General features: G+C 67.7%; 17 protein-coding genes. 9 read left to right on the forward strand and 8 right to left on the reverse strand.

Annotated elements, in window-relative coordinates; all coding sequences use genetic code 11:
• The first annotated feature begins 69 nt into the window (after positions 1–69).
• From bioD to guaA, 3 genes are read left to right on the forward strand one after another with little or no spacing between them, the layout of a single operon-like run.
• The gene (gene bioD / locus AB0E69_RS04295; RefSeq protein ID WP_360139266.1) at positions 70–759 is read left to right on the forward strand and encodes a dethiobiotin synthase; all 690 of its coding nucleotides are present in this window, start codon (positions 70–72) and stop codon (positions 757–759) included.
• 56 nt (positions 760–815) lie between these two features.
• On the forward strand, positions 816–1844 hold the full coding sequence (locus tag AB0E69_RS04300; RefSeq protein WP_360139269.1) for a hypothetical protein: 1029 nt from the start codon (positions 816–818) through the stop codon (positions 1842–1844).
• A complete protein-coding gene (gene guaA / locus AB0E69_RS04305; RefSeq protein ID WP_360139272.1) occupies positions 1841–3391 on the forward strand; it encodes a glutamine-hydrolyzing GMP synthase in 1551 nt (516 codons plus the stop codon). Before AB0E69_RS04300 ends, guaA begins: the two co-directional genes overlap by 4 nt.
• A 693-nt stretch (positions 3392–4084) precedes the next feature.
• Here the strand turns inward: guaA and AB0E69_RS04310 are convergent.
• Positions 4085–6496, reverse strand: coding sequence for a S8 family serine peptidase (locus tag AB0E69_RS04310; RefSeq protein ID WP_360139275.1), 2412 nt, complete (start codon positions 6494–6496; stop codon positions 4085–4087).
• Positions 6493–6819 carry a helix-turn-helix transcriptional regulator gene (locus AB0E69_RS04315; protein ID WP_360139278.1) on the reverse strand — a complete coding sequence of 109 codons (327 nt, stop codon included), beginning with the start codon at positions 6817–6819 and terminating at the stop codon, positions 6493–6495. The genes AB0E69_RS04310 and AB0E69_RS04315 overlap by 4 nt, the downstream gene beginning before the upstream one ends.
• Positions 6820–6878: 59 nt before the next feature.
• Here AB0E69_RS04315 and AB0E69_RS04320 point away from each other — a divergent pair, with 59 nt between their 5' ends.
• Positions 6879–7847 (forward strand): ATP-binding protein, encoded by a 969-nt coding sequence (locus AB0E69_RS04320; RefSeq protein ID WP_360139281.1) that lies wholly within the window; start codon positions 6879–6881, stop codon positions 7845–7847.
• Positions 7848–8432: 585 nt separating this feature from the next.
• Here the strand turns inward: AB0E69_RS04320 and AB0E69_RS04325 are convergent.
• The 3 genes from AB0E69_RS04325 to map all read right to left on the reverse strand — a co-directional run bounded on the left by AB0E69_RS04325 (position 8433) and on the right by map (position 10853).
• On the reverse strand, positions 8433–8807 hold the full coding sequence (locus AB0E69_RS04325) for a hypothetical protein (protein WP_360139284.1): 375 nt from the start codon (positions 8805–8807) through the stop codon (positions 8433–8435).
• Positions 8808–8926: 119 nt separating this feature from the next.
• Positions 8927–10009: an Rv2578c family radical SAM protein gene (locus AB0E69_RS04330; RefSeq protein WP_360139287.1), complete on the reverse strand. Its 1083-nt coding sequence runs from the start codon at positions 10007–10009 to the stop codon at positions 8927–8929.
• A gap of 76 nt (positions 10010–10085) precedes the next feature.
• Complete coding sequence (gene map / locus AB0E69_RS04335) at positions 10086–10853, reverse strand: type I methionyl aminopeptidase (RefSeq protein ID WP_360139290.1); 768 nt, start codon at positions 10851–10853, stop codon at positions 10086–10088.
• 48 nt (positions 10854–10901) lie between these two features.
• Here map and AB0E69_RS04340 point away from each other — a divergent pair, with 48 nt between their 5' ends.
• The 3 genes from AB0E69_RS04340 (at position 10902) to AB0E69_RS04350 (ending at position 12998) form a co-directional block, all read left to right on the forward strand.
• Positions 10902–11174: a helix-turn-helix transcriptional regulator gene (locus AB0E69_RS04340; protein ID WP_360139293.1), complete on the forward strand. Its 273-nt coding sequence runs from the start codon at positions 10902–10904 to the stop codon at positions 11172–11174.
• An 84-nt stretch (positions 11175–11258) separates the two neighbouring features.
• Complete coding sequence (locus tag AB0E69_RS04345) at positions 11259–12395, forward strand: CapA family protein (protein WP_360139296.1); 1137 nt, start codon at positions 11259–11261, stop codon at positions 12393–12395.
• A 60-nt stretch (positions 12396–12455) separates the two neighbouring features.
• Positions 12456–12998, forward strand: a complete 543-nt coding sequence (locus AB0E69_RS04350; protein ID WP_360139299.1) for an rRNA adenine N(6)-methyltransferase family protein — start codon at positions 12456–12458, stop codon at positions 12996–12998.
• 28 nt (positions 12999–13026) lie between these two features.
• On the opposite strand, the gene AB0E69_RS04355 is transcribed toward AB0E69_RS04350, so the two are convergent.
• A complete protein-coding gene (locus AB0E69_RS04355; RefSeq protein ID WP_360139302.1) occupies positions 13027–14763 on the reverse strand; it encodes an ABC transporter ATP-binding protein in 1737 nt (578 codons plus the stop codon).
• A complete protein-coding gene (locus AB0E69_RS04360; protein ID WP_360139305.1) occupies positions 14760–16481 on the reverse strand; it encodes an ABC transporter ATP-binding protein in 1722 nt (573 codons plus the stop codon). The genes AB0E69_RS04355 and AB0E69_RS04360 overlap by 4 nt, the downstream gene beginning before the upstream one ends.
• 99 nt (positions 16482–16580) lie before the next feature.
• Here AB0E69_RS04360 and AB0E69_RS04365 point away from each other — a divergent pair, with 99 nt between their 5' ends.
• Positions 16581–17183, forward strand: coding sequence for a lysoplasmalogenase (locus AB0E69_RS04365; protein WP_360139308.1), 603 nt, complete (start codon positions 16581–16583; stop codon positions 17181–17183).
• Between the two features lie 73 nt (positions 17184–17256).
• On the forward strand, positions 17257–18222 hold the full coding sequence (locus AB0E69_RS04370) for a glycerophosphodiester phosphodiesterase (RefSeq protein ID WP_360139311.1): 966 nt from the start codon (positions 17257–17259) through the stop codon (positions 18220–18222).
• Positions 18223–18317: 95 nt separating this feature from the next.
• On the opposite strand, the gene AB0E69_RS04375 is transcribed toward AB0E69_RS04370, so the two are convergent.
• On the reverse strand, positions 18318–18650 hold the full coding sequence (locus AB0E69_RS04375) for a PspC domain-containing protein (protein ID WP_360139314.1): 333 nt from the start codon (positions 18648–18650) through the stop codon (positions 18318–18320).
• Positions 18651–18761: the final 111 nt, after the last annotated feature.

Raw genomic sequence — 18761 nt, forward strand, 5'->3', positions numbered from 1 at the left:
GCTACACACCCTGGGGCCAATCCCTAGGGTGACCCGAGGGTGCCTGATCAGGCATCTAGACTCAGCTCCGTGCGGATCGTCCTCGTCACCGGCACAGATACGGGTGTCGGTAAGACCATTACCACTGCGGCGTTGGCCGTGCGGTACGGCGCTGGGTCAGCTCCGGTGGAGGAGCGCGGTGGGCCGGTCGTGGTCGTGAAGCCGACGCAGACCGGGGTGGCGGTCGACGAGCCGGGGGATCTGGACGATGTGCATCGGCTGACCGGGCTGACGAAGCTGCATGAGGGGGTGCGGCTGCGGGATCCGTTGGCGGCGACAACTGCTGCTCGCCGGGAAGGGGTGGTGCTGCCGCCGGTGGCTTCGCATGCGAAGGCGATCGACGAGTTGGCGGCGAAGTACGAGACGGTGCTGGTGGAGGGGGCCGGCGGGATCCTGGTCGGGTTGGATGCTGATGGCAACAACCTGGCCGATCTGGCCTCGCACCTGACGACACCGTTCGGTTTCGTGGTGGTGGCTCGGGCCGGGCTCGGGACGTTGAACCACACCGGGCTGACGGTCGAGGCGCTGCGGTCGCGCGGTCTGCCGATCGACGGGGTGGTGATCGGGTCGTGGCCGGCCGAGCCGGGGCTGGCCGAGGAGTGCAACCTCGAGGATCTGCCTGCTGTGACCGGGGTGCCGATCCTCGGCCGTATCCCCGCCGGCGCCGACTCCCTCGACCAGAAGGTATTTGTGGAAGCCGCTCCGAGCTGGTTCAAGTGACGGACCCCGCCGAGCCGGGTGTGCCTCGCGGCTGTCCGGTGCGGTTTGAGGAGGGGGTGGGGTACTGGGTTGTGGCGGATCCGGAGCTGGCGCGGCAGGTGATGCTCGATCCGGGGACATTTCGGCCGGACAACGCGCTCGTTGCGCACACCCCGCTCTCGATCAAGGCGCTGCGGGTGCTGTCGGCGGTTGGCTTTGCGCTGCCGCCGACGCTGGCCAACAACGGTGGCTCGTCCCACCGCGCGATCCGGGCGGCCGTAGCGCGGTTCTTCAGTCCGGCTCGGGTGGCCGCGGTGGAGCCGCTGGCGCGTTCGTTGAACGCGGAGCGAGTCGCGGCTGCTCAGGAGCGGCTAGCGGCGGGGGAGCGGGTCGACCTGGTGCAGGCGGTCGCCGCGGAGCCTCCGGCTCTCGTCGTACTGCATCTGCTCGGGCTAGCGGCCGACGTACCAGCGCTGAAGGGGTGGAGCCTTGACTCGCTCGAGCTGTTCTGGGGCTGGCCGGACGAGGACCGTCAGCTGGAGCTCGCGCACAGTGCCGCGGAGTTCTACACCTGGTTGCGGGCGCGCACTCGTGAGGCGGCTGGTCTCTTCGGCGTACTGGTCGACCTGGGGCTGAGCGAGGAGGAGGTGTGCGCCGTCACGTACTTCCTGCTGATCGCCGGCCAGGAGACGACCACCCAGCTGATCTCCACCGCCTTCCAGCGAACCCTTGGACGGACGTTCGACGCTTCCGCAGAGGTCGAGGCAGTACTGCGGGAGGCGTCGTCCGTACCGACGTGGCGCAGAGTGACTGCCGCGCCGACGACAATTGGCGACACTGAGCTGCCGGCAAACGCACCTGTGCTGCTGGGCTTGACCGGCCACGGCGGTCCGGCCGACCTTGCGTTCGGTGTCGGCATCCACCGCTGCCTCGGCGCCGGTTTGGCCCGGCTGGAGGCCCGGGTCGCGCTGGAGTGCGCGGCCGACCTGCTGCGTGACGTACGGCTCGTCGAGGAGCCGCCGATGATCGACCTGCTGTCGTTCCGGGCGCCTCGGCGGTTGCTGGTTAGGACCCGGCTGACCTGCACCGATACCCTTTCATCGTGACTGAGCATGAGCTGGTACTGGTCGTCGACTTCGGGGCGCAGTACGCGCAGCTGATCGCCCGCCGGGTGCGCGAGGCGAAGGTGTACTCCGAGATCGTGCCGCACTCGATGCCGGTCGAGGAGATGCTGGCCCGCGGGCCGAAGGCGATCATCCTGTCCGGCGGCCCGCAGTCTGTGTACGCCGAGGGCGCGCCGCGGGTCGACTCCGGCCTGTTCGACGCCGGCGTACCGGCCTTCGGGATCTGCTACGGGTTCCAGGCGATGGCGCAGACGCTGGGCGGCGAGGTACGCCGTACCGGGCTGCGCGAGTTCGGCCGTACTCCGGTGACGGTGAGTGAGCCCGGGACGCTGCTCGCGGACATTCCCGAGGACCTCAACGTATGGATGTCCCACGGCGACGCCGTACACGCTCCGCCGGCCGGTTTCGCCGTACTCGCAGCGTCCGAGGGCGCCCCGGTCGCGGCGTTCGAGGACCTGGACCGGCGGCTGGCCGGCGTGCAGTGGCACCCGGAGGTGCTGCACTCGCAGGCTGGTCAGGCGGTGCTGGAGCACTTCCTGTACGAGATCGCCGGGTGCAAGGGCGACTGGACCACCACGAACGTCGTGGAAGAGCAGGTCGAGCTGATCCGTCAGCAGGTCGGCGACAAGCAGGTGCTGTGCGCGCTGTCCGGCGGCGTGGACTCCGCGGTGGCCGCAGCACTCGTGCATCGCGCGATCGGTGACCAGCTGACGTGTGTGTACGTCGACCACGGCCTGCAGCGGGCCGGTGAGTCGGAGCAGATCGAGAAGGACTTCGTCGCCGCGACCGGGATCCGGCTCGAGGCGGTCGACGCCGAGGACCAGTTCCTGTCCGCGCTGGCCGGGGTGACCGACCCAGAGCAGAAGCGGAAGATCGTCGGGCGGGAGTTCATCCGCACTTTCGAGGCGACCGCCCGGAAGGTGGACGCCGAGCGGCACATCGAGTTCCTGGTCCAGGGCACGCTGTACCCGGACGTGGTCGAGTCCGGCGGGGGTGCCGGGGCGGCGAACATCAAGTCGCACCACAACGTCGGCGGTCTGCCTGACGACCTCGAGTTCAGCCTGATCGAGCCGCTGCGGACTCTCTTCAAGGACGAGGTCCGCGAGCTCGGGCTGGCTCTGGGCCTGCCGGAGACGATGGTCTACCGCCATCCGTTCCCCGGCCCCGGCCTGAGCATCCGCATCATCGGCGAGGTCACCCGCGAACGCCTAGACATCCTCCGCGCCGCCGACCTCATCGCCCGCACCGAGCTCACCGCCGCCGGCCTCGACCGCGACATCTGGCAGTTCCCCGTCGTGCTCCTCGCCGACGTCCGCTCAGTAGGCGTCCAAGGCGACGGCCGCACCTATGGTCACCCGGTAGTACTCCGCCCCGTCACCAGCGAAGACGCCATGACCGCCGACTGGGCCCGCCTCCCGTACGAAGTCCTCGAAAAAATCTCCACCAGAATCACCAACGAGGTCGACGAAATCAACCGAGTAACCGTAGACATCACCAGCAAACCCCCCGGCACCATCGAGTGGGAGTAGTCCCCCCACCCAGTCACCCCCACGCGCGCTACGCGGCCGCTCTGTCGTCGCTACGCTCCTCCTCCGCGCCCACTACGCGCGCTCCCACCCACCCTCCGGCTAAACGCCGGCCTGCTGCCAGCTGCTCCTGGCGCGCTGGGGCTGCCGCCGCGGTCTCCGGCTGTCGCCGGGAGCAGCTCGCGGGTGACTACTGCGGGCTGCCGTCCGTTCGTGGATGGATGGTGGTGACGGGTGGGGTGGTCCGCCCCACGCGGTGCTACGCGCAGCTCCTCCATCGCCGTGCTACCCCGCTCTCCGCTTACCGCCGGGGTCCCGCCAGCTGGCGCTGGCGGGTCGCGTGCTACCGCCGGCAGATGACCGAGTCGGGCTGGCGCACGCTTCATCTGACTGCGTTGAGTGGTTAAGGCGTCGATCCCTGCCCTGCAGTACACGGCTTCTTCCTGGCCACCCCATCCACTTCGCGAGCTACCGCTCAGCGATGACTACCTCATGCGGGCGTTCGTCGTCACTGAATCGGTGGTGATTGTGAAGCTTGCTTCACGCTGCGCGGGCCCCTCGAGTGGCTCTGAACCACCCGGCTGCGGACTAAATCGAAGGTGGGTCTGCGAGAGGGAGCGCCAACGGAAGGACGGCAAATGCACAGAATTGACCGCTTCGCCGGAGGCGAGCGGCGGATTGGGAGGCGCTGCCGCTTTAAGTGGTGGCAGAGATCGGCGGTACGACAACCAGCGCTTGCGAAATGAGCGAATGAAGATCGATGTCAACATCACCGAGGTCGACGCTAACCACCACGGAGTAGGGGAGGTCTCGATCACGGGTTTGTGTCGCGTCCTCCCACCATCCGACCACCGGATATACAGCGAGCAGTCGGGCGTCAGCCAGAGCTGCCGCGGAAACGTCAGCGAAATCATGCTGGAGGGCTCCGCGCGATCTGATGTCCGGCGGAATTGCCCACCTGTAGGATCCACCGCCCGGTTCTATGCCTTCGTCACGCACTAGCTTGTTGATGCGAGCGCGAAAGCTGTCCGATGTCTCTGTGGGTCCCTGTAGATCCCAGCGAAGGCGACCGCCAGCATACGCGCGTCTGGTGAGGTTATCGGTTGGTTCGACGAAGTAGGACAGTGTCACGGCCAGCCGGACCCGTGCCTCACCGATCGAATGTAACTCCTGCTCAGGAAACGGAATCTCGATGAAGTCAGCGTGCCGATCTGGCTTCCCACGGAGTCGCTGACTCGGTTTCAGGCTTCCCTCGTAGACCATGACCGGCCGGTTGGATGCGCTGCCGAGTGCGCGCTCGGGCGTAGGCACGCCATAGCCGAAGGTCCGAAGAAGGTCGCGTGCGTCATGAAATTGCTCGGTTGCGGCGTTGGGCCAAACTGCAGTGTGCGTTAGTAACGCTTTCCATGTGGCGGGACGCAGCGTGGGATGTGCCGCGGCGATTCGTGCGAGCGCGTTCGAGGCCGCGGCGGCTGCGGGGCTGGTCTTGTAGGTCCGCCGAAGTAAGGAGCTTCCACCCGACGCAGTGGAACGGAGCGTCAGGATGCTGAGCCCTTGCGCCTCGGGATTCTCGAGGCCGCCACCCGGCGCAGTATTCCCGGCCTCCATTACGATGTCGGGTTTGATAGGGAGCCGAGCGACCGCACCTGAACGACTATGAGGGCTAAGCTCGCCGCCGACTGCGAGTGGCTCGGGGTAGCCCTCCTGTTGGTCGGCCGCAGTCAGCGCATCGAGCTTGGTATAGCCGCCAACAGTCAGCACATTCCACGCCTGGCCAGGCTGTTGGATGAACGGTGGGCTGAGATTGATATACGGGTAGCTGTCTCGGTCGGTGATCGTTTCCGCGTTGCCTGTTGCAACGACCAACAGTCGGCCGCGGCCTTCTCGCCAGCCGAGAAGGTCGGCGGCAACGGACCAAGCCGTGCGTCCGACTCCGCCCGGTGTGGTGTTGTCCGCACCGATGCTGAGGTTGTGGACGACGGGGGTGCCATTGGCCATATTCTCTGCGGCCGCGACGGCTTCTGTTGTGCGTTCGGCCCACATAACTCCACGCTCAGGATCGCCGCCGGCCTCGAACTTCGTCTCCAGTAACCGGACCGACACAAGTCGAGCGTCCGGGTGCAGAGTGCCGCCACCAATATCGTCCGCAAGCGATGAGTAGGCCGCTATGCCTGCCATTTGCGTGCCGTGTCCGTCGAGGTCCGAGGTGCCGAGTTCTCCCGGAACTACACTCTCGGCTCCAGCCAATAGCGGTTCGACATAGGGATGAGTCGCGTCGATGCCAGTGTCGTGGATGGCGACCACGACAGAACCGTCAGGCGTTGGGGCAACCTCAGCGAGCTCCCCGGACTCGTCGAGAGCCTCGGCGAGAACGATGGGAAAGACTACTGGCGCAAGGTGGACCTCGGCTACGTCTGGAAGTAGACCGGGAAGACTCTTCAACATCGCGCCTGTGGCCAGGATGACGTGGACGTCACGCTCGGGGCCGCGAAACACCGGAATCGCATCGGATCCATCCGGTGTCAGCGCAGCGAGCGCGGCGACTGATTCCTCGATGCCCTGGTGCTCGGTGGCGCTAAGGCGAACGCCGCCGCGGGTCCAGATCTCCACCCAGACGCGTTCGTTGTCTGGGATATCGTTGGAGATCTCCCCGAGACTCAGATCAGCGATCGTTGCAACATCGATCTCTTCGATGCGCGCGATCAGGTTGTTATATCGGGGTTTGCCCCGCGCGGTTTCTTCGTTCGCGTAGGCAACGGCCTTGTCCCGCACTGATGCCAGATCGTCGGTGACACGAAAAACAACGCGTCCCGCATCGCTCACCAGCAGTTCAGAGCCTGCGGCCCGTGGTGCGAGACCGGCTGCGACCGCCGGATCATTCAGCTCGGGGCCGACCGCGGTCACTACGAACGCTGATCTTCCTTGATTGGCACCTTCGCGTGCTGCTGCGAGGCGGTTCGCTAGATCATCGAGCTGCGAGAGGACGTCTGCTGCATGCTGCGACCTGTTCCGCTCAGGTGGGGGCGGGAGCTGGCCCCTCCGCACGGTACTGAAACGCTCTTGCAGGGCCTGGTGTAGCCCCAGGAGGGGCAAACCTTCGACGATCACGAATCCGATTGTCTCGGATCCAGGCTGTTACTCAAAGGCCCGGCGTGGCTTGGATCCGAGAGCTCACTACGTGCACGTCGCGCGAGTTCGTCAAGCGATAGATCAAGTGTGTTAGCGAGTGTCGCAACCACGGTGAAGCCAGGGTCGGTTACCGCCGTCTGTTCAATCTTCGCGATTGTATGAAACGAGACGCCGCTTGCCTCAGCGAGTGCTGCCCTCGTCAGGCCGGCCTCTTGCCGTGCCCTCGCGAGCACCGTGACCACAGCGCGCGCCAGATCTTCTCGACGCCTCGCCGTACGACTTGGTCGTCCGCGTTCCGCCATATAGCTAAAATAATACTTGTCCGAGCTTCGTCGTACCCTACGGTGTAGGAGGTGGGACCATGGCGAACGCCGAGTACTTGGCAGAACTGGTTCGTGCGCACTATGCGGGCGACGATCGGCGCTTCTCCAATCTCCTTAATCAGGTCATCGCGGCCGAGTCCCGTGCAGGTCACTCCCGTCTAGCTGAGCGACTTCGCGAGCTGCGGATCGAAGGGACACGCAACGACAACTCGCCCCAAGCGACACCATTGGCGCGAGCGCCCCGCAACCTTGAGCAGGTTCTCTCGGTCAGCTACAGCGATGTAAAGCTGAACGACCTTGTGCTCGGCGAAGGCAATCGACAGGCTTTGCAGCGATACATCGTCGAGCATCGCCGCGCCGAGGTATTGGCTGCGCATGGTCTGGAGCCTCGGCGACGGCTGCTTCTTCATGGCCCGCCTGGTTGCGGCAAGACGATGACAGCGCAGGCGCTAGCCGGCGAGCTCAGGTTGCCGCTCGTGCGGGTGCGCTTGGAAGTTGTGTTTAGTAAGTACCTGGGGGAGACAGCGACCACTCTCACAGATGTGTTCGCCGAAGCAGCAAGAGTCCGCGGCGTGTACCTGTTCGATGAGTTTGATGCCTTGGGACGGACGCGGCTGGACGACAGCGACGTTGGCGAGGTCAAGCGTGTGGTCACTACGTTCCTGCAACTCTTGGATGCTGACCAGAGCAACAGCGTCCTGGTAGCCGCCACGAATACAAGCCACGTGCTGGACGCAGCCCTGTTTCGCCGATTCGACGATGTGCTAGAGCTGCCGGAGCCGAGCCCGCGGCAACGGGCCGAGCTGCTCGGTCACCTCCTGCGGCCCTGGCGTCTGAGGGTCACGGATAAGCTCGAAGCTGCCGCGAATGGCCTCTCTTTTGCCGACATCCGTGCCGCGGTTCAGGACGCGTACAAGGATGCTGTACTGGCGGATAAGCCTCGACCGGCGAGTGAGGAGATCGGCGAGAGGCTGCGCGACCGCGGAACTCGGGTGCCGGGGACATGAGCTGGGGTAGCTCAAAGCTGGACGGATAATCCAAACCTACGCCCATAGTCGTCCTGTTGAGTGGTAGGTATTTTCGAGCCTCCGTGTCGCGCTCGCCGACCTCGTTCCCCACCTCGCAACGTTTCGCTTGAACGTTGGATATGGACGCGGTTCGGCGCTGCTTGCCTGAGCAGCTGAGTTCTCTTGCGGTCATGAAGCGAATCTCTCCCCGGAGGACACCAACCGACCTCCGGCCGGTAGATGAGCCCTGCGACCAGCTGTACGAATCGTGCCCTAGCAAGTCCGCCTGGCTGTGTTCGCGCGCGGCACCGATAGCATCAAGCCGGTGCCATCCGTCGGTGCTGCGGGAACATCCATGGGCCGGCGGCGCGTAGGGCGGGCGGACCATTTCCAACACTCACCACCGTCCGTTAACGAGTGGACGTCAGCCTGGGGCAGGCGGCAGCTCGCAACTTGCCAGCGCTAGCTGGCAGACGGCCGGCGGTAAGCCGGAGGGTGGGTGGGAGTGGGGCGTAGCACGGCGACGGAGGAGTCGCGCGTAGGGCCGCGTGGGGTGGACCACTCCCACCCATCGCCGTCTGGTTGTTACCAGGTGGGGGAGATGACGATTGTGTTGATGGGGCCTAGGTCGTAGTTGTTGGCGGTGTACATGTCGTAGTACCAGACGCAGTTGGAGCCGTCCCAGCCCTTGCAGAGTTTGGCTTTGGCGCCGCCGTACTGGTTGTTGAAGACCATGTGCTGGCCGTACTGGTTGGAGAGCTTGTGGACGCCGTAGCTCCAGAGGATCTGGGACGGGTGGCCGTTGTTCCAGTCGGTGTTCTGGGGGTAGACGCAGACGGCGCCGTACGGGCAGCCCTGGTAGGTGCCGGCGGCCTGCGCGGCGGGAGCCGTTACAGCCAGCGCGGTGAGTGCACCTACGGCGGCTACGGCGCCGGACAGAACCTTCGTGATCTTTCGCATGATCTCCCCTTGATCTGCTGGCGCCCCCGAGTGGAGCACTTGGTCAGCGTGGGGTCTGACGCGAGCGTCCGCCGGGCGGTTCCCACCAGAAAAGCGGAGTGCAGGCAACTAATTGTGCTTTAAAACAAAGCGTCCTGAGGTGGTGTCTGCGGCGCCTCCGATCGGCGGCGAGGTGGTGGCCGGAAGCGGGCCGGGTCGGGGTCGCCCCAGCCGGTCTTGGCGGCGTCGACGGCGACGGACGAGCGATGGCGGGAGGATCGGCCGAAGCCGTGTTTGTCGAGGAGCGGGCGGGCCTTGTCCTCGAAAGACTTGCGGTAGCTCGGCGACGCGTAAGAACCGTGGGCATAGAGCGACTTGTAGCGGGCGACCAGGTCCGGGTGGTCGTGCTCGAGCCACTGCATGAACCACTCCTTCACGCCCGGGCGTAGGTGCAGGATCAGCGTGGTGACGCCCGTCGCGCCGGCCTCGGACAGCTGCGCGAACAGCTCGTCCAGTTGGTCGGCAGAGTCGGTGAGCCAGGGGAGAACCGGCGCAACCATCACCCCGCACGGCAGACCCGCGTCACGGATAGCGCGGATCAGATCCAGGCGGCCGCGAACGGACGGTACGCCGGGCTCGAGCCGCTTGCGCAACTCCTCGTCACCCAGCGCCAGCGAGATGCCGATACCGACCCGCACCTCCGCGGCGGCGGCCGTCAGCAAGTCGAGGTCGCGGCGGAGCAGAGTGCCCTTGGTGAGCACGGACAGCGGCGTTCCCGACCCGGCCAGCGCCTCGATGATCCCCGGCATCAGCCGGTACCGTCCCTCGGCACGTTGGTATGGATCGGTATTGGTGCCGAGGGCAACCTGTTCGTGAGACCACGAGGGCCGGGCCAGCTCGCGGCGCAGTACGTCGGCCACGTTCGTCTTCACGACGATCTGCTGGTCGAAGTCCAGGCCCTGGTCGAGCTCGAGGTACTTGTGGGTCGGCCGGGCGAAGCAGTACCGGCAGGCGTGCGTGCAGCCGCGGTACGGGTTGACCGTCCAGTTGAACGGCAGGCCTGTGCCCGGCACCGAGTTCAGCGCGGATCGCGCCACCACCTCGTGAAACGTGATCCCCTTGAACTCCGGCGTCGTCACCGACCGCACCAGCCCCGCGATCAACCCGAGCCCCGGCAACGTCCCCGGGGTCTCCGCGTCCAGCTGCTGACCGGCCCACCTCATATTCACAGTCGAACACATGTTCGATCAGATCGCAAACCAGCCAAACCGGCCAAACCAGCTAAACCGGCTAAACCGGCTAAGGCAAGGTCAGGATCCGCGGGCCCTCGGAGGTGATCGCCACCGTGTGCTCGGCGTGCACGCCCCGAGTGTGATCGGCGGACCGCAGAGTCCATCCGTCTTCGTCGATCACGTACGTCGACCCCGGCCCGGCCCAGAACCACGGCTCGATCGCGAACACATGCCCGGCCCGCAACTTGAGTCCTCGCCCAGGGCGGCTCCCGTTCGGGATGTGCGGGTCCTCGTGCATCCGGTGGCCGATCCCGTGTCCACCGAAGTCGAGGTTCGTCCCCACGCCGGCTCGCTTCCCGATCCGTCCGATCGCGGCGCCGATGTCGCCGATGCGGTTCCCCTCGACGGCCGCGGCGATCCCGGCGGCGAGCGCCTCCTCGGCGGTCGCGATCAGGTCGAGGTCCTCCGGTCGCGGCGTACCGATGCAGAAGCTGGTGGCGGCATCCCCACACCACCCGTCGAGCGAGACACCACAGTCCACGTTGAGCAGGTCGCCGTCCTGCAGCCGGTAGTCCGTCGGGAGACCGTGCAGTACGGCGTCGTTCACCGACGTGCAGATCACCCCGCTGAACGGCGTGGTCGCGAACCCGGGCTGGTACCCCTCGAAGGTCGATTCGGCGCCGGCGGAGCGCAGTACCTCGCGGGCGACCTCGTCGAGCTCGCGCAGCGAGACTCCGGCCGCGGCAGACTTCTTCACGGCGGCCAGCGCGTTGCCCACGACCCGTCCGGCCTCGCGCATCAGTTCGATCTCCGCCGGCGTCTTCAGCTCAACCATGGTTCCTCGACTTTCCCGGATAGTTATACCGGTACTATTATCACACTCATGGTCCGACCACCCTTGTCCAGCTGGGACCGCGAACGCGGCCGCCAGCTCGGCCGTCTGCTGCGCGAAGCCCGTGGGGAGCGCAGCATGGTCGACGTGGCCGCGGCCTGCGGTGTCTCCGTCGACACCCTCCGCAAGATCGAGACCGGCCGGATCCCGACGCCGGCCCTGTTCACCGTCGCCGCCGTCGCCGCGACGCTCGACCTGTCCCTCGACGCGATCGTCGAGGCCTGCGCCGACAGCCAGGAAGGCAAACCCGGGCTGATCGCGTAGGACACGAAAAGATCACCGTCCCAACCAGCCAGACCTCACCCGCGTCTCCAAGAGCAAGTGGGGGATGAGGACTGGGGGACTGGGATGGCGGTACGACGACGCGCGGTACTCGGCGGGATGCTCGCCGGGGCCGCGGCACTCGCGACCTCAGGGTGCATCGCGGATACGTACGCGGACACGGGCACCCGCCCGGCGAAGGAACAGGCCAAAGCCAAAGGCCCGATCAAGGACCGGCTCACCGTGGTCGCGACCGGCGACGTACTTCTGCACGAACGCTTGTGGACAACGGCCAAGATGGACGGCGACTGGGACTTCGCGCCGCTGATGAGCAGCGTCAAACCCCTTGTCCAGAAGGCGGATCTGGCCATCGCCCACCTCGAGACACCCCTCGCACCGCTCGGCGGTCCGTACCACGGCTACCCGCTCTTCCAAAGCCCGCCGCAGATCGCCAAGGCCCTCAAGCAGACCGGCTACGACCTCTGCACCACCGCGAGCAACCACAGCTTCGACGGCGGCGCCGCCGGCGTCGACCGGACCCTCGACACGCTGGACCAGCTGGGTCTGAAGCACGCGGGTACGGCGCGGACGCGAGCCGAGGCCGAGGCGCCGACGATCGTCGACGTCGGCGGCGTGAAGGTCGCCTCGCTCAGTTTCACCTTTGGTTTCAACGGATTGCCGTACCCGCGGGGCGAGACCTGGCGAGCGACCAAGATCAGCACCAAGACGATCAAGCTGAAGGCGCAGGAGGCCCGCGACAGGGGAGCGGACCTGGTGATCGTCAGCTGCCACTGGGGTACGGAGTACTCGAACAAGCTCGACGACCAGCAGCGCGAGGTCGGCCCGCAACTGCTTGCCGACAGCAACATCGATCTGGTGATCGGCCACCACGCGCACGTGGTCCAGCCGATGCAGGAGATCGACGGCAAGTGGATCGCCTACGGCCACGGCAACCTGGTCGCCGCGCACCGCGAGCCCAGCACCACCAAGGCGGAAGGGCTCTTGACCCGCTTCACCTTCACCCGCGACGGTGACCGCTGGAAGACCGAGCAGGCCGAGTACGCGCCGCTTCTGATGACCGACGTGCTCCCGGTCCGGGTCCTCGACGTACGGCGTGAACTCGCCAAGGACCGGTCCGTGGCGAAGAAGAGCCGGCTCGAGCTGGCCCAGGAGCGGACGACGGAAACCGTCCTGTCCCTGGGCGCACGGCCGAAAATGCTTTGAGAACAAGCCCGACGGCGGTCTAGGGTCGCGCCATGATTACGTACTTCGTGATGGTCCGTCGTGCCCGCCTCCGGGCAGGCGCGGGGTGCCTGGGGATGGCATCCGCTCGATAGTCGTTGGGCCCAACGGGTCGTGGACGCGGCCGGGATCAGACCCGGTGAGCTCGTCCTCGACGTCGGGGCCGGACTGGGTGCGCTGACCGCGCCGCTGGTCCAGACCGGCGCCCGCGTGATTGCCGTAGAGCTCCATCCAGGCCGTGCCGACCGGTTGCGCCGGCGGTTCGCGGACGCACCGGTGACGGTGGTCCAGGTCGACGCCGGTGACCTCCGGTTGCCGTCGCGGCCGTTCCGGGTGGTGTCGAGTCCGCCGTACAACCTCTCCACCGTGCTGCTGAAGCGCTTGCTGGCGCCGGGCTCCCGCCTGGTGTCGGCCGATCTGGTGCTGCAGCGGCAGGTGGCGAACCGGTGGGCTCGCGGTGATGCGCCCGGCGCGAACCGGTGGTTCCGCTACTACGACCCGTCGATCGGCCTACGTCTGCCGCGCAAGGCGTTCACCCCACCACCCCACGTCGATTCAGCAGTCCTCCAACTACGAAAGCGCTGACTGAGGGCAGACCCCCGCGGGTCTGCCCTCAGCCGTGCCAGGAGTTCCACAGCGCGGCGTACGACCCCTGCCGCGCGACCAGCTCGTCGTGGCTGCCCAACTCGCTGATCCGGCCGTCCTCGACCACCGCGACCCGGTCCGCGTCGTGCGCGGTGTAGAGCCGGTGCGCGATCGCGATCACCGTCCGGCCTTCCAGTACGGCAGCCAGCGAACGCTCCATGTGCCGAGCAGCACGTGGGTCGATCAGCGACGTGGCCTCGTCGAGCACCAGCGTGTGCGGATCAGCCAGCACCAACCGAGCCAGCGCGAGCTGCTGCGCCTGCGCCGGTGTCAGCGAGAGCTGCCCGGACCCGACTCGCGTGTCCAGCCGCTCTGGCAAGGCCAGCGCCCACTCGCGGGCGTCGACTGCCGCCAGCGCCTCCAGTAGTTCGTCGTCCGACGCCGACGGACGCGCCATGGACAGGTTGTCCCGCAGCGTGCCGACGAACACGTGGTGCTCCTGCGTCACCAGCGCGACCTGCTTGCGCAGCTCGTCCAGCGGCAGCTCGGTCATCCCCACGCCGCCGACCGTCACCGACCCGGTTCGCGGCGGGTGGATCCCCGCGACCAGTCGGCCCAGTGTCGACTTGCCGGCACCTGAAGGTCCGACCATCGCGATTCGCTCACCCGGCTGGACGACCAGATCCACACCGTGCAGCACGTCCCGGCCCTCGACGTACGAGAACCGCACGTCGCGCGCAGCCACGACCTCGCCATCCGGCGAGCGCCCTGACGGCGTCCGGTCGTCCGGTACGTCGCTGATGCCCAGCAACCGGGCGAACGCGGCACCGCCGGACTGCAGCTCGTCCAGCCAGGACAGCAGCCGGTCGACCGGGTCGATCAGCTGGTTCACGTACAGGACCGCGGCCGTCACCGCGCCCAGGGACACGTGTCCGTTGAGGTGCAGCCAGCCGCCGAACAGCAGCGTGCCCACGACTGGCACGAGGTACCCGAGCTCGGCCGCCGGGAAGTAGATGGTCCGGAGGAACAGCGTGTACCGCTCGGCCAGGTACGAGCCGCGGATGTCCGCGTCACCGCGCCGCACGCGGTCGTCGTACCGCCGGAGGGCCTCGACCGTCCGCGCGCCCTCGACCGTCTCCGCCAGGGAGCTGGTCATCTGCGCGTACGCCGCGTTCTCGCGGAGGTAGCCGTCCTTCGCGCGGCGCAGGTACCACTTCGTGCTCAGCCAGAGCAGTGGCACCATCGCGACCAGCGGCACCAGCACCCACACGCCGACCAGGACCGTCGCGACGACCGAGAACACCACGGTCACGAGCGCGATGATCGTCTCCGGTACGGCGAACCGCACCGTCCGCGCCAGCGTGTCCACGTCCCGCGACGTCCGGGTCAGCAGGTCGCCGGTGCCGGCCCGCTCGACCGTCCCGATCGGCAGCGCCAGCGCGTTGTCGACGAAGTCCTCGCGCAGGTCGGCCAGCACCTCCTCGCCCAGCGCGAACGACCGGTACCGCGCCCAGCGGGTCAGCAGCGACTGCATGACCACGAAGACCGCGATCACGAGGATCACCTCGTTGACCTTCGCGGCGGTCGTGCCGCGCTGGACGTCCTCGACCAGGTCACCGATCAGCCGCGGCGCCGCCAGCCCGGTCACCGCAGCGACCGCGTGCAGCACGATCGCGATGGTCAGGTTCCGCGGGTGCTGGCGGGCCAGCCGCCGGGTGTGCCGCCGGATCTCGGCCGGTCCGGCCACGGGCAGGATCTGCCTCATCGCACGGCCTCCTCTTCCTCGATCTGACGGGTCACGGTCCGGCGGTACTGCGGCTCGCTCGCGAGCAGGTCCCTGTGCTTGCCTGAGGCAGCCACTCGGCCGGCGGCGACGAAGATGACCTCGTCGACGTGGTCCAGCAGCAGCGGGCTCGCCGTCAGCACGACGGTGGTCCGCCCGGAGCGGTGGTCGCGCAGCCGGTCCGCGATCCGCGCCTCGGTGTGGGCGTCGACCGCCGAGGTCGGCTCGACCAGGACCAGCACGGACGGGTCGGCCAGCAGCGCCCGGACCAGCACCAATCGCTGCCGCTGGCCACCCGAGAACGACCGGCCCTTCTCCTCGACCTCGGAGTCGAGCCCGTCGGTCAGGGCGACCAGCACGTCTTCGGCGGACGCCGTCCGGATCGCGGCGGTCAGCTCGTCGTCGGTACGGCGGCCCTCCGGGTCCAGCTCCGAGCGCAGCGTGCCCGTGAACAGCTGAGAGCCCGTGTCGCTCACCAGGATCCGCTCGCGGACGTCGGCGCGGGTAGCGCTGGCCAGCGTGACCCCGCCGTACCGGACCTCGCTGCTGTCGTCATACCGACCCAGGCGGTCGGCCAGTGGTCCGTAGCTGTCCGGCTCGGCCGAGACGATCGCGGTGAACAGGCCGTCCCGCGCTCGTACGCCGGAGATCGGGTCGACCAGGTCACCGCGCTCGGGTAGCCGGACTGGTGCGGTCGGCTCGGTGATGTCCGGCTGGAGCGCCAGCACGCGGATCACCCGACGCGCAGCGACCAGACCGCGCATCAGTTGGTTGGCGAACTCGGTCGCGGTCCGCAACGGGAGCACCAGGAAGGTCGCGTAGCCGTAGAACGCGACCAGCGAACCTGCGCTGAGCTGACCGTGCAGCGCGAAGTGTGCGCCCAGGCCAACAACCAGCACCACGAAGACGCCGGGCAGCAGCACCTGCGCCGCGTCCAGCACCGACTGGATGCCGGCTACCCGCACGCCGGCCTGCCGCACCTCCTGCGACTCGCGCCGGTACCGCTGGGAGAACGAGTCCTCGCCCCCGATCCCGCGCAGCACGCGCAGACCGGCCACGATGTCGGAGCCGAGCGAGTTCAGCTCGCCGACTGCCTCGCGCTGCGCGGACTGCCGCCGGTGCAGCGGCCGCAGCATCGGCCCGAGCGCGAACAGCATCACCGGTACGCCGATCAGCACCACCAGGCCGAGCGCCGTCGACGACGACAGCAGGATCGACGCGACCACGGCGAACGCCACGATCGCGCCGGCGAACCGGGCCGAGATCTCCATCAGGTTGCCGATGTACGACAGGTCGCCGGCACCGACGCTGACCACCTCACCGGTCGCCAGGTGCTTCGGGAGCGTCGCGCCGAGCTCGGCCGACTTCCGCGTCACCACCTGGACCGTCCGGTACGCCGCCGTCAGCCAGTTGGTCACCGCGAACCGGTGCCGCATGATGCCGGCCGCCGCCTGAACCACCCCGACCACGAACAGCAGCGCGGTCCACCGCAGCAGTCGCTCTCCGTCCTGCCCCGCGATGCCCTCGTCGATCGCCCGCCCGAGGATCGCCGGGATGAACGCCTGCGCCGCCATCCACAGGATGCCGAACGTCATCCCGCCCAGGAGCGTGCGCGCCTGACCCCGCGCGACCCACCACAGGTAGCGGGTCGGCGAGCGGTGGTCGGGGACGCCGGGATCGGCGATCGGAAGCTGTCTCATGGTGACTTCAGGCTATGTCGGTCGTCCGACAGTCGCCTGCGAATTAAGCGCACCTGTGGACAACCTCCGGTGGCCCCCTGGACCGCCACTATCGGCCTCATGAAGAGAGCAAACGGCTGGCGCGCCGCCTACGCCGTGCTGTCCGTGGCGCAGCTGATCACGATCGCGCTCGACATCAGCTGGTTGCAGCTCGTCTCGGTGGCTCTGCTGATGCCCACGCTCGCGGTGTGGGCCCGGCTGACCGGCGGACCGGTCGCGGTGCTCGTCGCACTGGTCGCGTCGTGGGTCGGTGACGTCCTGCTGCAGCTGGACCACCTGCTGCCTGGCATGGCTGCGTTCGGCGTCGCGCATGTCTGCTACGTCGTTCTGTTCGTCCGTCGCGCGCAGCGCCGGTCGCTGGTGGTGCTAGCGGCGTACGGCGTGATCTGGGCGGTCGCGCTGGTGCTGCTGTGGTCCGGGCTGGGCGACGACCGGATCCCGGTCGCGGTGTACGCGCTGCTGGTGACAGCCACCGCGGTGACCAGCGGCTGGAACGGCTGGCGGCCCGGTCTGGGTGGTGCGCTCTTCCTGGTCTCCGACGCCCTCATCGGGGTGGGTTTGGCAGGACATGACTTCACGGCGCGTGGTTACCTCGTGATGGCGACGTACTGCCTCGCGCAGTACCTGCTGGTCAGGAATGTGAGGCCCCGGCTGATTCGGTGACGGTCGGTAGACCTTCACCTTGCGTTGGGCAACGGGTTCCCGCTGGGCAATGTCGGTCTCCTGTCCTGGATCCATGTTGGTGATCGCGCATCGGGGAGCCAGTGGGTACCGCCCGGAACACACGCCGGCGGCGTACCGGCTGGCCGCGGCCCAGGGAGCGGACTATCTCGAGCCCGACCTGGTCCCGACCCTCGACGGGGTCCTGGTCTGCCGGCACGAGAACGAGATCTCCGGTACGACGGACGTCGCCGAGCACCCGGTCTTCGCGGACCGGAGGATCACCAAGATCGTCGACGGCACCGCGGTCACCGGGTGGTTCGCCGAGGACTTCACGTACGCCGAGCTGCGGACGCTGCGGACCCGCGAGCGGATGCCCGGGCTGCGCGCGAACAACACGGCGTACGACGGGCACGAGGAGATCCCCACCTTCGACGCGGTGGTGGCGCTGGCCCGGCGGGAGTCGGCCCGGCTCGGCCGGTCGATCGGGGTGATCCCGGAGATCAAGCACCCGGCGTACTTCCGGCGGCTCGGACTGCCGCTGGAGGAGCTGCTGACCGAGCGGATCCTGGCGCTGGGCCTGCGCGCGGACGAGATCATGGTCCAGTCGTTCGAACCGACCAGCCTGCGCCGGCTGTCGGTGATGACGCGGGTGCCGCTGGTCCAGCTGATCGACTCGGAGAGCGCGCCGAACGACTTCCTGCGCACCGGGGACGGGCGGACGTACGCCGACCTGATCGAGCCGAACGGGCTACGCGAGGTCGCGACGTACGCGCACGTGCTGGCGCCGCACAAGGACCTGATCATCCCGCGCGCCGCAGACGGACGGCTGGGTGAGCCGACTCGGCTGGTCGACCAGGCGCACCGCGTCGGTCTGGCGGTCCAGGCATGGACGTTCCGTGCGGAGCGGCGCTTCCTGCCGACCGCTACTGATTTCCCGACCGAGCTGACCCGCTATGCCGCTCTGGGGCTCCAGGGGGTCTTCTCGGACCACCCGGACCAGGCGGTCGCTGCCCTCAAGAAGCCGGCTCTGAACGTCTGAGCGGGCAGGGTGACCCCCTACCGGTCACCCTGCCGCTTCGGCCGGGACTACTGCGTACTGCTGCTTTGCTGCGCCTTGGTGCGGCGCAGGGGCGATCATGCCGCCGGGGGCTTGGTGTTGTCGTCGTAGATGCGGGAGGCGATGTCCGCCTCGGGGGACTGCTGCTGCTGGTTCACCGACTGCTGGACGTTCTGCCAGACCGCCTTGCCGTCGGACTCGGGGATCACGATCCACGCCACCGCGTAGCCGATGAGCGCGGCGCCACCGGTGATCAGGGTCAGGCCGACCCAGCCGAGGCGGACCAGGGTGACGTCGACGTTCAGGTACTCCGCGAGGCCGCCGGAAACACCGGACAGCATCCGCTGGTTGGCGGAACGACGGAGGATCTTGCCGGACAGGTTGGAGAACGGAGAGTTGGAGTTCGTCATGGCTCAACTCTCCCGTTTCCGGGGCCGTCACAACATCGGGATCGGTACCGATCAACCCCTGACCCGACCCCTGGCTCCCCGGCCCCGTCCCCCTGACAACTTCCGTCACCC

It is taken from the genome of Kribbella sp. NPDC026611, from assembly GCF_040638345.1.
Classification (GTDB): Bacteria; Actinomycetota; Actinomycetes; order Propionibacteriales; family Kribbellaceae; genus Kribbella.